Source organism: Streptococcus sp. HMSC068F04 (assembly GCF_001837455.1).
Lineage (GTDB): Bacteria > Bacillota > Bacilli > Lactobacillales > Streptococcaceae > Streptococcus > Streptococcus salivarius_D.
On the sequence record NZ_KV832526.1, the window covers coordinates 19,025 to 36,145 of the forward strand.

The window sequence follows — 17,121 nt, forward strand, 5'->3', positions numbered from 1 at the left end:
TACCTCTGCTTATCAGGAGACTTTAGCTAATGCCATCGTGGCAGGGATTAAGTCTTACTATGAAAAAGAATCTAAAGTTTAAGTTATACGTTAACCCATCATTATGATGGGTTTTTATGCTATAATTGAGGTAAATACTAAATACAACAAAAGGAGTGCTTATGGTCTACGATTTACTCTTAGAGCGTTTTTTACGTTACGTCAAAATCAATACACGTAGTGATGAAAATGCGACAAGAACGCCAACGACACAAAGCCAGGTGGATTTTGCCTTGAAGGTTTTAAAACCAGAATTAGAAGAACTAGGTTTAAGTAATATTCATTATTTGGAAAGTAATGGTTACCTAGTGGCAACCCTTCCGGCTAACGATGACAAGTTAACACGTAAGATTGGTTTCATCTCTCATATGGATACCGCTGATTTTAATGCAGAGGGAGTGTCACCGCAAGTCATTGACTCTTATGATGGAGGTATCATTCCTCTTGGAAATTCAGGTTATAACCTAGACCCAGCTGATTTTCCAAATCTCAAGAATTATGTCGGTCAGACACTTATTACGACAGATGGGACCACCCTTCTTGGAGCTGATGATAAGTCTGGTATTGCTGAGATTATGACAGCCTTGGCTTATTTGAAGGCTCATCCTGAAATCAAACATTGTGAGATTCGTGTAGGCTTTGGTCCTGATGAAGAAATTGGAATCGGTGCAGATAAATTTGATGTCGAAGATTTTGATGTCGATTTTGCTTACACAGTTGACGGTGGACCTTTGGGTGAATTACAGTATGAAACTTTCTCTGCAGCAGGAGCAGAACTTACCTTCCACGGACGCAATGTCCACCCTGGAACAGCAAAAGATCAAATGGTTAATGCCTTACAGTTAGCTATTGATTTTCATAACCAGTTACCAGAAAAAGAACGTCCAGAGTTGACAGATGGCTATCAAGGATTTAACCATCTTCAAACTATGACTGGTACTGTTGAAGAAGCTAAATCTTCTTATATTATTCGTGACTTCGAAACTGAATCCTTTGAAAATCGTAAAGCAACCTTCCAAGAGATTGCTGATCAAATGAATCAAACTTATGGTCAGACACGCGTTGATTTAGTACTTAAAGATCAATACTATAACATGCGTCAGGTTATTGAAAAAGACATGACACCTGTAGAGTTAGCAAAAGAAGTCATGGAAGACTTAGATATTACGCCAGTCATCGAACCAATTCGTGGTGGTACTGACGGGTCTAAGATTTCATTCATGGGCATTCCAACTCCAAACTTATTTGCTGGTGGCGAAAATATGCATGGTCGTTATGAGTTTGTTTCCTTGCAGACAATGGAAAAAGCCGTAGATGTTATTCTTGGAATTGTCAGTAAACCTTAATTGAGCTTGCTAAATACTGATTTTATGGTAAAATTAGAAGTAATGGAGGTGCTGAGATGATAAAAATTTTCGGCAAGTATCGTTACCATTGGCAACCCGAATTATCTTGGCTGATTATTTACTGGTCTTTAGCCATCACGCCAATCTTTATTGCGGCGGCTCTATTGTTCGAGTTGTACTCGGTGCCCTCTCATATTTTGATGCTTTTTACAATTTTTGTAGCCCTGTTTGGTTTAGGCTTTCATCGTTACTTCATTATTGAAGACCATGGGATTCTACGAATTGTTTCATTTAACATTTTTAAACCACGCAAGGTAAAGATTAGTGACATCGAAAAGGTAGAAGTTATCAAAACTGGTCTATGTCTCATCTTTAAAAATGGTAAGAAACGTCAGTTTTATATGAGAAAGTGGCCAAAGAAATATTTCTTAGATGCTTTAGCGCTTCACCCTGATTTCAAAGGTGAGGTAGAGCTATTGGATCATATGACCAACTTTGATTACTTTGCCTTTTATGAGGAATCAAAAAAAGCCCTCAAGCTTAAACTTCGCAAATAAGGGCTTTAGTGGGACAAGACTTGACAGCAGTCAAAGTCTCAGGGGTGTTTTCAATAATTTGATTGAGTTGGTCGCTATCTCTGAACCTAACAATACCTTCGTCATCATAATCGAAGACGGGAGAGTAGGTTTGGCACAAACCACAAGCGATACATTTTTCTGGAATTAATGATACTTTCATAGTATTATTTTAAAATAGATTTATTGTTTTTACAAGGAGAATATCATGAGTAAAAAACCATGGGAAGATAAGGTTTCTGACGAAGAGTTGGAAGAAGTAGTTGACGCTGATTTTCTAGATGATGAAGATGAGTTTGAGGATTATGAAGAAGAAGAGGATGTAACTCCTTCTGATGAAAAACGCGAAAAAGGTGGCGGCTTCATTAATTCATCATTCTTGACAGTCTTGCTTGGATTATTCTTTGTTATTGTTGTATGTATTTTGTTCTTTGTTTTCTATACTTCAAATGTCGGTGGAAACAAAACTGCGGAATCTAAGGAATCATCTGGATTCTACTCATCATCAACTAGCAAAGTTGTTAAATCTTCATCTAGCAAGAAAGACTCAAACAAAGATGAGGAAAGTGAGAAATCTACTACAGAAAAATCTTCAAAAGAGAAATCATCTTCAACTAAAGCATCAAGCTCTTCTAAACATGTAGTAAAAGAAGATGCAACTGAGTCAGCTGAGACAACACCATCAAGCGCTACGGCAGCAGCAGATGGTTCATCAATTGTTGTTCAATCTGGTGAAGGTGCTGGTTCAATCGCCGCACGTGCAGGTATTTCTGTAGATGAATTGGAACGTCTTAACCCTGATCACATGACAAATGGTTACTGGTATGCTAACCCAGGTGACGTCGTTAACGTTCAATAATTTTTAAAGCAAAGGAACATCATGAAAGATATTAGAATTGCTATTGATGGTCCTGCGTCAAGTGGAAAAAGTACAGTAGCCAAGATTATTGCAAAAAATCTTGGCTATACTTATCTTGACACAGGTGCTATGTACCGATCTGCAACTTATTTGGCCTTGCAGAATGGTTTGACTGAGGAAAATGTACCAGAAATTTTGGAGCAACTATCTCAACATCCGATTTCATTCGGAAAAGCAGCAGATGGTAGTCAGCAAGTTTATGTAGGTGATGTTGATATTACACACCCCATTCGTGATAACCAAGTCACAAATAATGTTTCTTGGGTAGCAGCCATTCCTGAAGTGCGCCAAGAACTGGTTGCACAACAACAACGTATTGCTCAAGATGGTGCTATTATCATGGATGGACGTGATATTGGTACTGTGGTTTTGCCTGATGCAGAACTCAAAATCTTCTTGATTGCTTCAGTTGATGAACGTGCGGAACGCCGTTATAAGGAAAATATCGAAAAAGGTATTCCCGCTGACCTTGAGACTCTAAAAAAAGAAATTGCTGAACGTGACTATAAAGATAGTCATCGTAAAGTTTCACCTCTTAAACCAGCGGAAGATGCCATCACTTTTGACACTACAGGTGTATCTATTGATGGTGTTGTGGAATTTATTCAAGAAAAAGCAAAAAAAATTATTGACAAAGGATGACTCACTTGTTATACTATTAACAATGAGAAAAGCAGAAGTGAGAACTTCTCGCCTTGCGACTTAGGTTGTCTGGCCCAACATGTCAAATCCCAATAGGGATATTATGTGTGCGGGCTTGTATATCAAGTCCGCTTTGTTTTTCTCTAAAAAAATAAAGAGGTGAAGATCATAGCTAAGAAAGATCTATTCATTAACGATGAAATTCGCGTTCGCGAAGTTCGTCTTGTTGGTCTTGATGGTGAACAATTGGGAATTAAACCATTGTCAGAAGCGCAAGCTATTGCAGATGATGCAAATGTTGACTTGGTTCTCATCCAACCACAAGCTACGCCACCTGTTGCGAAGATTATGGACTATGGTAAGTTCAAATTTGAGTATCAAAAGAAACAAAAAGAACAACGTAAGAAACAAAGCGTTGTTACCGTTAAGGAAGTTCGTTTGAGTCCAGTTATTGATAAAGGTGACTTTGAAACTAAACTTCGTAACGGCCGTAAGTTCCTTGAAAAAGGAAACAAGGTTAAAGTTTCTATCCGATTCAAAGGTCGTATGATTACTCACAAAGAAATCGGAGCTAAGGTCTTGGCGGAATTTGCTGAAAAAACGCAAGATATTGCGATTATTGAGCAAAGAGCGAAGATGGATGGACGTCAAATGTTCATGCAACTTGCACCAATTCCTGACAAAAAATAATTGTCAAACTAACACTATTTTAAGAGGAGAATTTTAAAATGCCAAAACAAAAAACACACCGCGCATCAGCTAAACGTTTCAAACGTACAGGTTCAGGTGGATTGAAACGCTTCCGTGCCTTCACATCTCACCGTTTCCACGGTAAAACTAAAAAACAACGTCGTCACCTTCGTAAAGCGTCAATGGTACATTCAGGTGACTTTAAACGTATCAAATCAATGCTTTCACAAATGCGTTAATTCGCTAAAAGCATTACAAATTAACTAAACTAGAATTAATTCGGAGGAATATATAAATGGCTCGTGTTAAAGGTGGCGTTGTATCACGCAAACGTCGTAAACGTGTATTGAAACTTGCTAAAGGTTACTATGGTGCAAAACACATCTTGTTCCGTACTGCAAAAGAACAAGTAATGAACTCTTACTACTATGCATACCGTGACCGTCGTCAAAAGAAACGTGATTTCCGTAAACTTTGGATTACACGTATCAATGCGGCAGCTCGTTTGAACGGTTTGTCATACTCACAATTGATGCACGGTTTGAAATTGGCTGAAATCGAAGTTAACCGTAAAATGCTTGCTGATTTGGCAGTTAACGATGCAGCAGCTTTCACAGCTCTTGCAGATGCAGCTAAAGCAAAACTTGGTAAATAAGAATTAAGATGGGTTTTACCCATCTTTTTTTATGGAGGTAATTATGATTCGTTTAGCAAGAGCAGAAGATATTCCAAGATTACAGGAGCTATTGGGGCAGATTCTTCTAGTGCATCATCATGCACGCCCTGATGTTTTTAAGTCAGAAGGCAGTAAATTTACAGATGAAGACTTAGAAGCAGTGATTAATGATCCAAATAAACCTATTTTTGTATATGAGGATGAACAAGGCCGTATCTTAGGCCATCTGTTCTTAATGATTAAAGAAGTATCTGATAATAATGGTCCACTAAAGGCTGTTAAGACTCTTTTTATTGATGATTTATGCGTTGATAAGGAGGCTCGAGGTCAAAAATTAGGGGAGAAGCTTTATCAATTTGCCTTGGACTATGCTAAGGAGTTAGGTTGTTATAATCTGACACTTCACGTATGGAATGATAATTAGGGAGCTGTACGTTTTTACGAACGTTTAGGTATGAAACCGAGATATACAGAAATGGAAACTATCCTAAAATAATACGTTTTCATGAGAGAAATTTAACTTACGAGGAATAAAAATTTTTGATATGCTGAAAGAGAACTTTTAGAAATGGAGAATTTTAATGCCTCGTAATTTTAAAGAAGCTTTGCTTTTTACGATTTTAATGTGTGGAATGATGGTCTGTGGGATGAGTCTCTGGAATCTTCTTATCCTTGATTGGACTGGAGTAGTTCCCTTTGCTTGGGGTCACTTTTTCCAAGGTTATCTTCCTGGATTTGTAGTTGCTTTCTTACTGGATATGCTTTTGGTGGGACCACTAGCCAAGACAATTGCATTTGCAATTTTACATAAAGTAAAAGCCCATGATAAACGATGGGCGAAGATTTTAGTGATTTCTGGAACCATGGCGCTATTCATGGTAACCTTTATGTCGCTCTATGGATTAGTGTACAACGGTCAGTCGGTGACGCTCTCATCCTATGGTCGTGCTTGGTTGACAAATGTTATCATGGCCTTACCACTTAATTTTCTAGTAGTTGGTCCCATCTCACGCTTTATCTTGGGAAAACTGCAAAAACCATTGCCTGGTGAAGAAGTTGTGGAGAATTTTGAAGACGATGACGAATTACCAACTATAATCTAAGTATAGAACTGGAGAGAAACTCCAGTTTTTTTATATTAAAAGCAGCCACGGATGTGACTGCTTAATGATGACTAGTTTTTCTTTTTCATTTCACCATGTGGGTAGTAAGTTCCCTCTGGCATATCGTTAATGAAAACATGAATAGCTTCTTTAGGTGCTTTTGCAACACGTGATACAACCTCAGTAACTTCGCGAGCAAGTTCGATTTTTTGTTCTTCAGTGCGACCTTCAAAGAGATCAATTTTTACAAATGGCATAATGCATCTCCTTAGTTTTGATAGTCCTATTATAGCATTAATTAAGAGAATATTCTAAAGTTTTTGGAAATTCTTGAAATGATAATATCGCAATGCTACAACATGACTGATTTCAATAGAAGAGCCTAAAGTAAAAAGAGGCCGGTAGCTAAGGGAAAGCGTTCCTAGTTGAAAGCAATAGTATTACTTTTGATTCGATCATTCCTGATTTAGGAAATGTTTTACATGCTATTCAAAATCGTATGGCGTCTTGTAATGATAGGTAAGTGATTGCATTTTTTATTGGCTTTGTTTATAAGGGATGAAAACTCTTACTAAAAATGGTAAAATAATGCTAACTAGAGACAGTAAGGAGTAAATTATGACAATTGATTTTCGTGCCGAAGTTGATAAGCGCAAAGATGCTTTGATGGAGGACCTTTTTGGTCTTTTGCGTATTAACTCAGAACGTGATGACAGTAAGGTTGATGATAAGCACCCATTTGGTCCTGGACCAGTAAAAGCTTTGGAACATTTTCTTGCTTTAGCTGAGCGTGATGGCTATAAAACACGTAATATTGATAATTACGCTGGTGATTTTGAATTTGGTCAAGGTGATGAAGTTTTAGGTATTTTCGCGCACTTGGATGTGGTTCCAGCTGGGAGTGGTTGGGATACAGACCCTTATGAACCCGTAATCAAAGATGGCAAACTTTATGCTCGTGGATCATCAGATGATAAAGGTCCAACAATGGCTTGTTACTATGCCTTGAAGATTATCAAAGAACTAGGTCTCCCTGTATCTAAGCGTGTTCGCTTTATTGTTGGTACAGATGAAGAATCTGGTTGGGGTGATATGGATTATTACTTTGCTCATAATGGGTTGAAGGATCCTGATTTTGGTTTTTCTCCTGATGCAGAATTTCCAATTATCAATGGTGAAAAGGGTAATATTACAGCCTATCTTCATTTTGAGGGTCAAAATGATGGTGAATTTAGTCTTGTGTCCTTTAATGGTGGTTTGCGTGAAAATATGGTTCCTGAGTCTGCAAGTGCAGATTTTACTGGACCTATCACTTTGAAAGAACTTGAGGGCAAATTAGCCGACTTTGTTGCGGAACAAGAAGTAACTGGTCAAGTGTCCGAAGAAGCAGGTGTTTTCCATGTGACTATTCATGGGAAATCAGCTCATGGTATGATGCCTCAAAATGGTATTAATGGGGCAACCTACTTGGCACTCTTCCTTAGTCAATTTGATTTCCAAGGCAATGCTAAAACGTATTTGGATATAATTGCTGAAACACTTCATAAAGATTTCTTTGCTGAAAAGACAGGTCTTGCATTTACAGATCCTAAGATGGGTGAATTGACCATGAATGCAGGTGTATTTAACTTCTCTAAGGAATCAGAAGATAATACGATTGCTCTGAATTTCCGCTATCCTCAAGGGGTTGATACGGACGCTATTAAGGCTGATCTTGAAAAACTCGAAGATCCTAAGGCGGTTAGTCTCTCAGAACATGGTCATGTGCCACACTATGTACCAGTTGATGATCCTATGGTGGAGACTCTTCTTTCAGTCTATGAGAAACAAACAGGCCTTAAAGGTCATGAACAAATTATTGGTGGCGGAACATTTGGACGTCTCCTCAAACGTGGTGTTGCCTATGGAGCTATGTTCCCTGGTTATGTCAACACGATGCACCAAGCAAATGAGTTTACTGAGGTCGAAGACTTGTACCGTGCAGCTGCCATTTATGCAGAAGCTATCTATGAGTTAATCAAATAAAAAAGAGAGACAGTTTTGTCTCTTTTTTGAGGAGGAAAATATGGAAACACTTGAAGAATTAACGCAAGCAATCATGTCCGATGAACAAAATAAAGCTTTTACGGAACAAGGTATAAAACCCTTGTTTACCATTCCAAAAACCGCACGAATTAATATTGTAGGACAAGCTCCTGGTATTCGTGCCCAAGAGTCCGGCCTTTACTGGAATGATCCTAGCGGTGATAATCTCAGGGATTGGATGGGGGTTTCACGCGAAGAATTTTATGAATCTGGCATGTTTGCTATTGTGCCAATGGATTTTTACTTCCCAGGCCATGGGAAATCAGGTGATTTACCTCCTCGCAAAGGATTTGCAGATAAGTGGCATGAGAAAGTTCTTGCTTTAGCTCCTGATATTCAATTAACGATTTTAGTAGGTAACTATGCACAGCGTTACTATTTACATCAAAAATCGTCGGCAAAATTAACGGATACAGTTAAGCATTACAAAGATTATCTTCCAGAGTTTTTTCCTCTCGTTCATCCCTCTCCTCGAAATAATATATGGCAAGCCAAAAATCCATGGTTTATGGAAGAAGTAGTCCCAGATTTGAAGAATTTAGTTAAAGATATTTTGATTAAATGATTTTTTTAGTCATTGATTCAGGGAGTGGCAAGTAAGCTTTATTCTGTCATCAAACTGAATGTCCTAAACGTGTTCAAAATTGGATAGAAACTTTAAAGCTTTTAGTTAATCAGAATAAGGACAAATATTGTTTTCTAATAATTATCTTATTATACAATTTTCAGTTTATATTGTTCTGAAGCTGTAAAACGAATACTATACAGTTATGCTTTGAAGCTTATACTGCAATGATAAGAAAATCTAAACGAGTTACAGTATAGATGTTTGAGCCAATTGAAAAACTAAAGTAGTTAAGACCATGGTATAAAAAGTTAATTGTTGACTACGTATAGAACCCTAAGCCTGTTCAGCCAGATAACTCATGATAGAGAAGATTGTCCTTCTTATAATTAAGGTGAACAATATAAATTTTTGGCCCATAGTAGGGAGGACTTTGCTAGCCTGTGCAAAAACTGGATGGACAAGAAATTTAGTCAGGAATTATCTTACAATTAACCTCTTGTTCTATTGTTCAATAGTAGTGGGAGGTTTTTTATTATGGAAGAAGTTATGGTTGAAAAATATTGTGTTATTGATATCCACCGATAATCTATTATTCGTTGTATTATAGATGTTCAGATATATACGAACAAACCTCGAAAAAGTTTGAAATGATGACCCTAGTTATAAAAAAAGGGGCCTTATCTTGGATTTTAGAAAGTCAAGTTTCGCAAGCCTTTTTGATGGGAAAATTATAATAATTAACTGACAATTCAAAATTAAATTTTAAAAATGTGAAAAGAAGCTTATAAAATAACAAAAAAAGGTAGATAATAAAAGCTCAATACCCTCATTGAATACGGTTTCTTCTTTTTTAAAAAGAATGACAATTGAAATAAAGTTATAGTAATGTTATAATTACTGTGGGAAATATCTAATTTTAATATTTAGGAGCATTTTATATGAGTTCGCGTACGAATCGTAAGCAGAAACGAACGGGTAAAAAAATGTGGGGAATGGTTAACATCGGGTTGACTATTCTGTATACTGTTTTAGTAGCATTTTTGTTATTCATTATGTTCAATTATAATTTCCTATCATTTAGGTTTTTGAACATTATTATCACTATTGGTTTATTGGTAGTTCTTGCCATTAGCATCTTCCTTCAGAAAGCTAAAAAATCAACGTTAGTGACTACTATTATTTTAGTAGTTTTCTCACTTATTTCTTTGGTCGGTGTCTTTGGTTTTAAACAAATGATTGATATCACTAACCGTATGAATCAAACGGCAGCATTTTCAGAAGTTGAAATGAGCATTGTTGTTCCTAAGAATAGTGACATCAAAGATGTGAATCAGCTTACTACCGTACAGGCACCTACTAAGGTTGATAAGAACAATGTCGACACTTTGATGTCAGCTCTAAAAAAAGATAAAAAAGTTGATGTTAAAGTTGATGATGTTGCTTCATATCAAGAAGCATATGACAATCTTAAGTCTGGCAAATCTAAAGCTATGGTCTTGAGTGGTTCTTATGCAAGCCTACTAGAGTCTGTTGATAGTAACTATGCTTCACATCTAAAAACAATCTATACTTATAAAATTAAAACGAAGAATAACAACTCTGCAAAACAAGTAGATTCAAAAGTCTTCAATATTTATATTAGTGGTATTGATACTTACGGTTCAATTTCAACAGTGTCACGTTCAGATGTCAATATCATTATGACAGTTAACATGAACACACATAAGATTCTCTTGACGACTACTCCACGTGATGCATACGTTAAGATTCCTGGTGGTGGGGCAGACCAGTATGATAAATTAACCCACGCAGGTATTTATGGCGTTGAAACGTCTGAACAAACTCTGGAAAATCTTTATGGCATTAAGATTGATTACTATGCACGCATTAACTTCACATCTTTCCTTAAACTGATTGACCAACTTGGTGGTGTGACAGTTCATAATGATCAAGCCTTCACGAGTCTTCATGGGAAGTTTGATTTCCCAGTTGGAGATATCCAAATGAATTCTGAACAAGCCCTTGGATTTGTTCGTGAGCGTTATAGTTTGAATGGAGGCGATAATGATCGTGGTAAAAACCAAGAGAAAGTGATTTCTGCGATTGTAAACAAGTTGGCTTCACTAAATTCTGTATCAAACTTTACTTCAATCGTTAATAATCTTCAAGACTCTGTTCAAACGAATATGTCTTTAGATACCATTAATGCTTTGGCCAATACACAACTTGATTCAGGTTCTAAATTTACGGTGACTTCTCAAGCAGTAACAGGTACAGGTTCAACTGGACAATTGACCTCTTATGCTATGCCAAATTCTAGTCTCTACATGATGAAACTGGATGATTCTAGTGTAGAAAGTGCCTCTCAAGCTATCAAAAAATTGATGGAGGAAAAATAAGTGATTGACGTTCACTCACATATTGTTTTTGATGTTGATGATGGTCCTAAAACTTTAGAAGAAAGTCTTGACCTCATTGGCGAAAGCTTTGCGCAAGGAGTGCGTACGATTGTTTCAACATCTCATCGTCGTAAGGGAATGTTTGAAACCCCAGAGGATAAAATCTTTGCAAACTTTAAAAAAGTAAAAGAAGAAGCTGAAGCACTTTATCCAGACTTAACTATTTTTTATGGTGGTGAACTTTATTACACCTCAGACATTGTTGAAAAACTCGAAAAAAATCTTATTCCACGCATGCACAACACTCAATTTGCTTTGATTGAGTTTAGTGCTCGCACATCTTGGAAAGAAATTCATACTGGGCTTAGCAATGTTTTACGAGCAGGGGTAACACCAATTGTTGCTCATATTGAACGCTATGATGCCCTCGAAGAAAATGCTGATCGTGTTCGAGAAATCATCAATATGGGGTGCTATACTCAAGTCAATAGTTCACATGTTCTAAAACCAAAGCTCTTTGGAGATAAAGATAAAGTAAGAAAGAAACGTGTTCGCTTTTTCTTGGAGAAAAATTTGGTTCATATGGTTGCTAGCGACATGCATAATCTTGGGCTGAGACCACCATTTATGAAAGATGCTTATGAAATTGTTAAAAAGAACTACGGCCCCAAACGTGCTAAGAATCTTTTTATTGAAAATCCCAAAACATTACTAGAAAATCAATATTTATAGGAGATATTATGAATCAAGATAACACTAAAAGTGTTGAAATCGACGTACTAGCATTGCTACATAAACTTTGGACGAAGAAGCTTTTGATTCTTTTCACAGCTTTTTATTTCGCTGCTTTCAGTTTCTTAGGTACTTATTTCTTTATCCAACCAACATATACATCAACAACGCGTATCTATGTTGTTAATCAAGCAACAGATAATAAGAATCTTTCTGCTCAAGATTTGCAAGCTGGTACCTATTTGGTAAATGACTATAAAGAGATTATTACATCAAATGATGTATTATCAGAAGTTATTAAAGATGAAAAGTTGAATTTGAGTGAGGCAGAACTGTCTAAAATGGTTTCAGTTAATATTCCTACAGATACTCGTCTTATTTCAATCTCAGTAAAAGCCAAAACTGGTCAAGATGCTCAAGTGCTTGCTAATAAAGTACGTGAGGTAGCGTCTAAAAAAATTAAAACTGTAACTAAAGTTGAAGATGTCACAACACTTGAAGAGGCTAAGTTGCCATCTTCACCATCTTCACCAAATATTAAACGGAACGTGTTACTTGGTGCTATTTTGGGTGGTTCTGTAGCAATTGTGGCAGTGTTAGTTCGTGAAGTTTTAGATGATCGTATTCGTCGCCCTGAAGATGTTGAAGACGTGCTTGAAATGACACTTCTTGGAATTGTTCCTGATACAGATAAAATTTAAGGAGAAGAAATGCCTTTATTAAAGTTAGTTAAATCAAAAGCAGACTTTGCTAAAAAGACGGAAGAGTATTATAACGCTATTCGTACAAATATCCAGTTTTCTGGTGCAAATTTTAAAGTGATTGCAGTAAGCTCTGTTCAACCTGGTGAAGGAAAATCAACAACATCTGTTAATTTAGCAATTTCCTTTGCTAGTGTTGGTCTTAGGACACTTCTTATCGATGCGGATACGCGTAATTCTGTATTGTCAGGAACATTTAAGTCAAATGAACCTTATAAGGGGTTGTCTAACTTCTTATCTGGGAATGCTTCATTAGGCGAAGTGATTTGTGAAACTGATGTTCCCGGACTTCATGTTCTTTCGTCAGGTCCAGTGCCACCAAATCCAACAAGTCTGTTACAAAATGATAATTTTGTACAATTATTAGAGATTGTTCGTGCTCAATATGATTACGTTATCATTGACACGCCACCAATTGGTTTGGTGATTGATGCTGTAATTATTGCACACCAAGCAGATGCTAGTCTACTGGTTACAGCAGCTGGAAGAATTAAGCGTCGTTTTGTTACTAAGGCTGTAGAACAATTGCAACAAAGTGGATCAGAGTTTCTTGGTGTTGTTTTGAATAAGGTGGATTTAGCGATTGATAAGTACGGCTCATATGGATCTTATGGCTCATACGGGTCTTATGGAGAGTATGGAGGCGATAAACATACTGAAAACAAGTCGAGAAAACATCGTCGAAAGAGAGGATAGAACTGTAAAAGTTGAAAGGGGGAAGGCAACTTTTTCATAACTTCCAAGTAAATTATTAAAAGGAAGAGAAGGAGTTTAAGGTGAAAGAAAAACAAGATATACGTCGTTTTGAGATTGGTATGGTCCAGTTGATAGTAGTTGCTTTTGTTGCATGGGGAGTCAGTAAAATTCCTTATTCAGAGATTGGCAAAAGTAGTATAGTACTATTAGCTGTAATTCATATGTTGACATATTATTTAAGTAACTACCATAATAATCTCAAGTATAGAGGATATTTACAAGAATTTGTGGCGACATTTAAATATAGTTTATTATTTGTATTGATTGCTACGTTTATATCCTTTTTTTCAGACGGTGGTTTTTCTATATCTCGCCGAGGTCTCCTCTTTTTTGTTGTTCTAAATGCTTTGTTTCTCTATATAACAAATACGTGTTTAAAAATTTTTAGATCTTCAATTTATACGCGTCGTAAAGCTAATAAAAATATTCTTTTAATTACTGACAGAGCTAGATTGGATACTGTCTTGAGTCGGATGAGAGATAATATGGATGGTAAAATCACAGCAGTTTGTGTCCTAGATGATCCAAATTTTTCAGATCCTATTTTAAAAACTTTATCCAAGGAAAATCTTACTGAATATGCGACTCATTCAGTGGTAGATGAGGTGTTTGTTAATCTCCCAAGTGAGAAGTATAAGATATGGGATTTTATCTCTTCGTTTGAATTAATGGGTATCCCTGTATCTATCAATATTAATGTGATCGAGTTTTTGAGTGAGAGTGAAAAACGATTACAACAACTAGGGCCTTTTAATGTTATTACATTCTCTGCTCAATTCTATAGTTATGTTGACGTACTTGCAAAACGTTTGCTTGACATTGTAGGATCTTTAGTTGGCCTTGTAATTTGTGGGGGTGCAGGAGTATTTCTTTACCCTCTTATTCGAAAAGACGGAGGACCAGCTATCTTTGTACAGAATCGTGTTGGACAGAATGGACGTATTTTTAGATTTTATAAATTCCGCTCAATGCGTGTTGATGCTGAGGAAATTAAAAAGCAATTGATGGATAAAAATCAAATGAAGGGGGGGATGTTTAAAATAGACAATGACCCCCGTATTACAAAAATTGGGCATTTTATTCGGAGAACTAGCTTAGATGAACTTCCACAATTTTGGAATGTATTAAAAGGGGATATGAGCTTGGTTGGGACACGTCCTCCAACAGTTGATGAGTATGAAAAATATACACCTGAACAGAAACGTCGTTTAAGTTTTAAACCTGGTATCACAGGTCTTTGGCAAGTAAGTGGACGAAGTGAAATCACTGACTTTGATGAGGTTGTTAAACTGGATGTTGCTTATATGGATGGGTGGACAATCTGGCGAGATATTCAAATCTTACTGAAAACGATTAAAGTTGTAGTAATGAAAGATGGAGCAAAATAAATAGTATGAAAAACAGAATTCAATTACTTGGCATTAATATTGATCCATTAACAATGAATGAAACGATTAGTGTTGTGGAACAATTTGTTTCAGATAAGAGGCCCCTTCACTTAATGGGAGTGAATGCTGATAAAATAAACCAGTGTCACTCTGATGACGAGATAAAGAGGATTGTCAACGAGTCTGAGGTTATCAATGCAGATGGAGCTTCTGTTGTAATCGCTGCTCGCTATTTAGGATACTCAGTACCTGAGCGTGTAGCTGGGATTGATTTGATGCAAGAACTGCTTGTTCTAGCCAATAAAAATGGTTACTCTGTCTACTTCTTTGGAGCAAAAGAAGAAGTCTTAACCGATATGTTGGCCATTTTTAAAAAGGATTATCCGAATTTACAGGTAGTTGGCCATCGAAATGGTTATTTTTCTGCTGAAGAGGAAGAAATTATTCAAGAAGATATTCGAAAAAAAAATCCAGATTTTGTCTTTGTCGGCATTACTTCTCCTAAAAAGGAGTACTTGATCCAGAAGTTTATGGATAATGGAGTAAACTCTGTGTTTATGGGAGTTGGAGGAAGTTTTGATGTCCTATCAGGTCATATCAAGCGCGCGCCAATGTGGATGCAGAAAGCAAATTTAGAGTGGTTGTTTCGTGTGGCCAATGAACCCAAACGGCTCTTTAAGCGTTATTTTGTGGGAAATGTTAGTTTTATTTATAAAGTTGTAAAAGAGAAAAAGCGGGTGAAATAATGGGACAGTTTGAAGTCTTAAAAAAAATTCAAGAAATTGAGCTGGATGCTTTAAAAGAATTCAACAAGATTTGTAAAGAAAATAATCTAATGTTCTTCTTGAGAGGCGGAAGTGTGATGGGAGCAGTTAAATACCAAGGGTTTATCCCTTGGGATGATGATGTGGATATTGCCGTTCCCAGAGAAGATTATGATCAGCTACCACAAATTTTTGAAAATAAAATAATTGCAGGTAAGTATCAGGTTCTTTGTCATCAGTATTGTGAAGAATTACACTGTTATTTTCCACGTCTTTTTCTACTTGAAGATGAGAGAATAAAATTGGGACTACCCAGGAATACAAATCTTGGCTTGCATCTTATTGATATCATACCTCTTGATGGCGCTCCTAACAATAGTTTAGTCAGAAAGGTGTATTACCTTAAAGTGTATTGGTACCGTTTTTTAGCTAGTTTGGGAACAACTTATAAAGGCGATCATATTGATATGCATTCTAAAAAGCAGAAATTGCTGATTGGATTATTTAAAAAATTAGGTTTTGCAAAACTGTTTCCTCAAAATTCAGTATACAACCGACTGGATAGGTTGTATAAGCGATATGATTGGAAGAAACAACATTATGCTGGTACAGTAAATGCTTCTTTATTCACTAAAGAAGTGATGCCTTCCGATATTTGGGGAAAAGGTGTTTTTTTGAGATTTGAAGATACAGAGTATAGAGTTCCGTCTGATTATGATAGTTATCTGAAGAGGTTGTATGGTGAAAACTATTATTACGAAGAACCTGCTGAAGAAGATAGAAAGTCGCATATAGGAGGGTAAGAATTTGTTTTGTTATATTATTTTACATTACAAGGTTTATGATGAGACGGTTTCTTGTGTGAAATCTATACGGGAAAGTAATTGCAATCAGAAAAAAATAATCATCATTGATAATTTCTCAAATAACGGAACAGGTGAACAGTTACAGGAATTTTATAAAGATGATGAAGAAATTGATGTGTTAATAAATGATAAAAATTTAGGATTTGCTAGAGGAAATAATGTCGCTTATCAATATTCTAAATTCAAATATAAACCGGATTTTATTGTCATTATGAACAATGATGTAGAAATAGAAACTAACAATTTTGAGGAAAAAGTTAGTGAAATATATGACCGAGAAAAATTTCATTTACTCGGTCCTGATATTTATTCAACGACTTATCATCTTCATCAGAATCCAAAACGATGTTCGCATTATACTTATGATGAAGTCAAGAAATTGAATCAAAAATTTAAAAAAGAAAGTCAGATTAGTCTTTCTTTGAAAATAAAGTGTTGGCTTAAAGCAAGTAAAAAATTACGAACACTTATCTATCAGAAAAGAAGAAACTCAGAAACCAATTATAAGAAAACCGTCGTAAATCCAATTTTACATGGCTCTTTTATCGTATACTCTAAAGATTATATAAAAAATGAGGAGTTTGCTTTTAATCCAAATACGTTTTTCTATTTTGAAACAGAAATTCTGGACTATGAATGTGAAAAAAAAGGATACAAGCGTTTATATACACCAGAGATAAAAGTTCTCCATCATCAAAATGTTGCGACAAATCAGGTATATTCAAATTTGGTAGAAAAAACCATCTTTTCAAATAAGTGTAATTTTGAATCTACTAGTTATTTCTTAGAATTGATGGGGAAGGAAAAATAAC

General features: G+C 36.1%; 20 protein-coding genes, 1 pseudogene and 1 other annotated feature. Of the genes and pseudogenes, 19 read left to right on the forward strand and 2 right to left on the reverse strand.

The features are described from left to right. The first annotated feature begins 161 nt into the window (after positions 1–161). Both pepT and HMPREF2571_RS08725 read left to right on the forward strand, forming a co-directional pair. Entirely contained in the window at positions 162–1,385 is a 1,224-nt protein-coding gene (gene pepT / locus HMPREF2571_RS08720) for a peptidase T (RefSeq protein ID WP_013990667.1), read from the forward strand. Positions 1,386–1,441: 56 nt separating this feature from the next. Next, positions 1,442–1,942, forward strand: a complete 501-nt coding sequence (locus tag HMPREF2571_RS08725) for an EbsA family protein (protein ID WP_013990666.1) — start codon at positions 1,442–1,444, stop codon at positions 1,940–1,942. Here HMPREF2571_RS08725 and HMPREF2571_RS10430 read toward each other — a convergent pair. Beyond that, entirely contained in the window at positions 1,926–2,123 is a 198-nt protein-coding gene (locus HMPREF2571_RS10430; protein ID WP_002890861.1) for a ferredoxin, read from the reverse strand. The genes HMPREF2571_RS08725 and HMPREF2571_RS10430 overlap by 17 nt on opposite strands. Before the next feature lie 45 nt (positions 2,124–2,168). Between HMPREF2571_RS10430 and HMPREF2571_RS08730 the strand changes: the two genes are divergently transcribed. The 7 genes and pseudogenes from HMPREF2571_RS08730 to HMPREF2571_RS10905 all read left to right on the forward strand — a co-directional run bounded on the left by HMPREF2571_RS08730 (position 2,169) and on the right by HMPREF2571_RS10905 (position 5,990). Continuing rightward, positions 2,169–2,819 carry an SAG1386/EF1546 family surface-associated protein gene (locus HMPREF2571_RS08730; protein WP_013990665.1) on the forward strand — a complete coding sequence of 217 codons (651 nt, stop codon included), beginning with the start codon at positions 2,169–2,171 and terminating at the stop codon, positions 2,817–2,819. Positions 2,820–2,840: 21 nt separating this feature from the next. Continuing rightward, positions 2,841–3,521 (forward strand): (d)CMP kinase, encoded by a 681-nt coding sequence (cmk, locus tag HMPREF2571_RS08735; protein ID WP_002885119.1) that lies wholly within the window; start codon positions 2,841–2,843, stop codon positions 3,519–3,521. A 23-nt stretch (positions 3,522–3,544) separates the two neighbouring features. After that, positions 3,545–3,667, forward strand: a sequence feature (ribosomal protein L20 leader region). A 13-nt stretch (positions 3,668–3,680) separates the two neighbouring features. Continuing rightward, positions 3,681–4,211: a translation initiation factor IF-3 gene (infC, locus tag HMPREF2571_RS08740; RefSeq protein WP_002885108.1), complete on the forward strand. Its 531-nt coding sequence runs from the start codon at positions 3,681–3,683 to the stop codon at positions 4,209–4,211. Positions 4,212–4,249: 38 nt separating this feature from the next. Continuing rightward, positions 4,250–4,450, forward strand: a complete 201-nt coding sequence (rpmI, locus tag HMPREF2571_RS08745) for a 50S ribosomal protein L35 (RefSeq protein WP_002885093.1) — start codon at positions 4,250–4,252, stop codon at positions 4,448–4,450. A gap of 56 nt (positions 4,451–4,506) precedes the next feature. Then, on the forward strand, positions 4,507–4,866 hold the full coding sequence (rplT, locus tag HMPREF2571_RS08750) for a 50S ribosomal protein L20 (RefSeq protein WP_002885090.1): 360 nt from the start codon (positions 4,507–4,509) through the stop codon (positions 4,864–4,866). 43 nt (positions 4,867–4,909) lie between these two features. After that, a pseudogene (locus HMPREF2571_RS08755) lies at positions 4,910–5,383 on the forward strand (N-acetyltransferase family protein). Between the two features lie 85 nt (positions 5,384–5,468). Next, positions 5,469–5,990 carry a DUF2798 domain-containing protein gene (locus HMPREF2571_RS10905; RefSeq protein ID WP_004182590.1) on the forward strand — a complete coding sequence of 174 codons (522 nt, stop codon included), beginning with the start codon at positions 5,469–5,471 and terminating at the stop codon, positions 5,988–5,990. A 71-nt stretch (positions 5,991–6,061) separates the two neighbouring features. Here HMPREF2571_RS10905 and HMPREF2571_RS08765 read toward each other — a convergent pair whose 3' ends face one another. Then, entirely contained in the window at positions 6,062–6,247 is a 186-nt protein-coding gene (locus HMPREF2571_RS08765; protein WP_002885057.1) for a 4-oxalocrotonate tautomerase, read from the reverse strand. A 361-nt stretch (positions 6,248–6,608) separates the two neighbouring features. Here HMPREF2571_RS08765 and pepV point away from each other — a divergent pair, with 361 nt between their 5' ends. The 10 genes from pepV to HMPREF2571_RS08815 all read left to right on the forward strand — a co-directional run bounded on the left by pepV (position 6,609) and on the right by HMPREF2571_RS08815 (position 17,120). Then, positions 6,609–8,015 carry a dipeptidase PepV gene (gene pepV, locus HMPREF2571_RS08770; RefSeq protein WP_013990663.1) on the forward strand — a complete coding sequence of 469 codons (1,407 nt, stop codon included), beginning with the start codon at positions 6,609–6,611 and terminating at the stop codon, positions 8,013–8,015. Between the two features lie 40 nt (positions 8,016–8,055). Then, the gene (locus HMPREF2571_RS08775) at positions 8,056–8,640 is read left to right on the forward strand and encodes a uracil-DNA glycosylase family protein (protein ID WP_004182588.1); all 585 of its coding nucleotides are present in this window, start codon (positions 8,056–8,058) and stop codon (positions 8,638–8,640) included. Positions 8,641–9,581: 941 nt separating this feature from the next. Further along, a complete protein-coding gene (locus tag HMPREF2571_RS08780) occupies positions 9,582–11,042 on the forward strand; it encodes an LCP family glycopolymer transferase CpsA (RefSeq protein WP_013990662.1) in 1,461 nt (486 codons plus the stop codon). Then, positions 11,043–11,774, forward strand: a complete 732-nt coding sequence (gene cps4B / locus HMPREF2571_RS08785) for a capsular polysaccharide biosynthesis protein Cps4B (RefSeq protein ID WP_013990661.1) — start codon at positions 11,043–11,045, stop codon at positions 11,772–11,774. An 8-nt stretch (positions 11,775–11,782) separates the two neighbouring features. Continuing rightward, the gene (locus HMPREF2571_RS08790; RefSeq protein WP_013990660.1) at positions 11,783–12,475 is read left to right on the forward strand and encodes a capsular polysaccharide biosynthesis protein; all 693 of its coding nucleotides are present in this window, start codon (positions 11,783–11,785) and stop codon (positions 12,473–12,475) included. Positions 12,476–12,484: 9 nt separating this feature from the next. Continuing rightward, complete coding sequence (locus tag HMPREF2571_RS08795; RefSeq protein WP_004182584.1) at positions 12,485–13,231, forward strand: tyrosine-protein kinase; 747 nt, start codon at positions 12,485–12,487, stop codon at positions 13,229–13,231. Between the two features lie 80 nt (positions 13,232–13,311). After that, positions 13,312–14,679 carry a sugar transferase gene (locus HMPREF2571_RS08800; RefSeq protein ID WP_013990659.1) on the forward strand — a complete coding sequence of 456 codons (1,368 nt, stop codon included), beginning with the start codon at positions 13,312–13,314 and terminating at the stop codon, positions 14,677–14,679. Between the two features lie 5 nt (positions 14,680–14,684). Then, positions 14,685–15,425 (forward strand): WecB/TagA/CpsF family glycosyltransferase, encoded by a 741-nt coding sequence (locus tag HMPREF2571_RS08805; protein ID WP_013990658.1) that lies wholly within the window; start codon positions 14,685–14,687, stop codon positions 15,423–15,425. Beyond that, entirely contained in the window at positions 15,425–16,246 is an 822-nt protein-coding gene (locus HMPREF2571_RS08810) for a LicD family protein (protein WP_004182581.1), read from the forward strand. Before HMPREF2571_RS08805 ends, HMPREF2571_RS08810 begins: the two co-directional genes overlap by 1 nt. Positions 16,247–16,250: 4 nt before the next feature. Then, a complete protein-coding gene (locus tag HMPREF2571_RS08815; protein ID WP_013990657.1) occupies positions 16,251–17,120 on the forward strand; it encodes a glycosyltransferase in 870 nt (289 codons plus the stop codon). The last annotated feature ends 1 nt before the right edge of the window (position 17,121 follow it).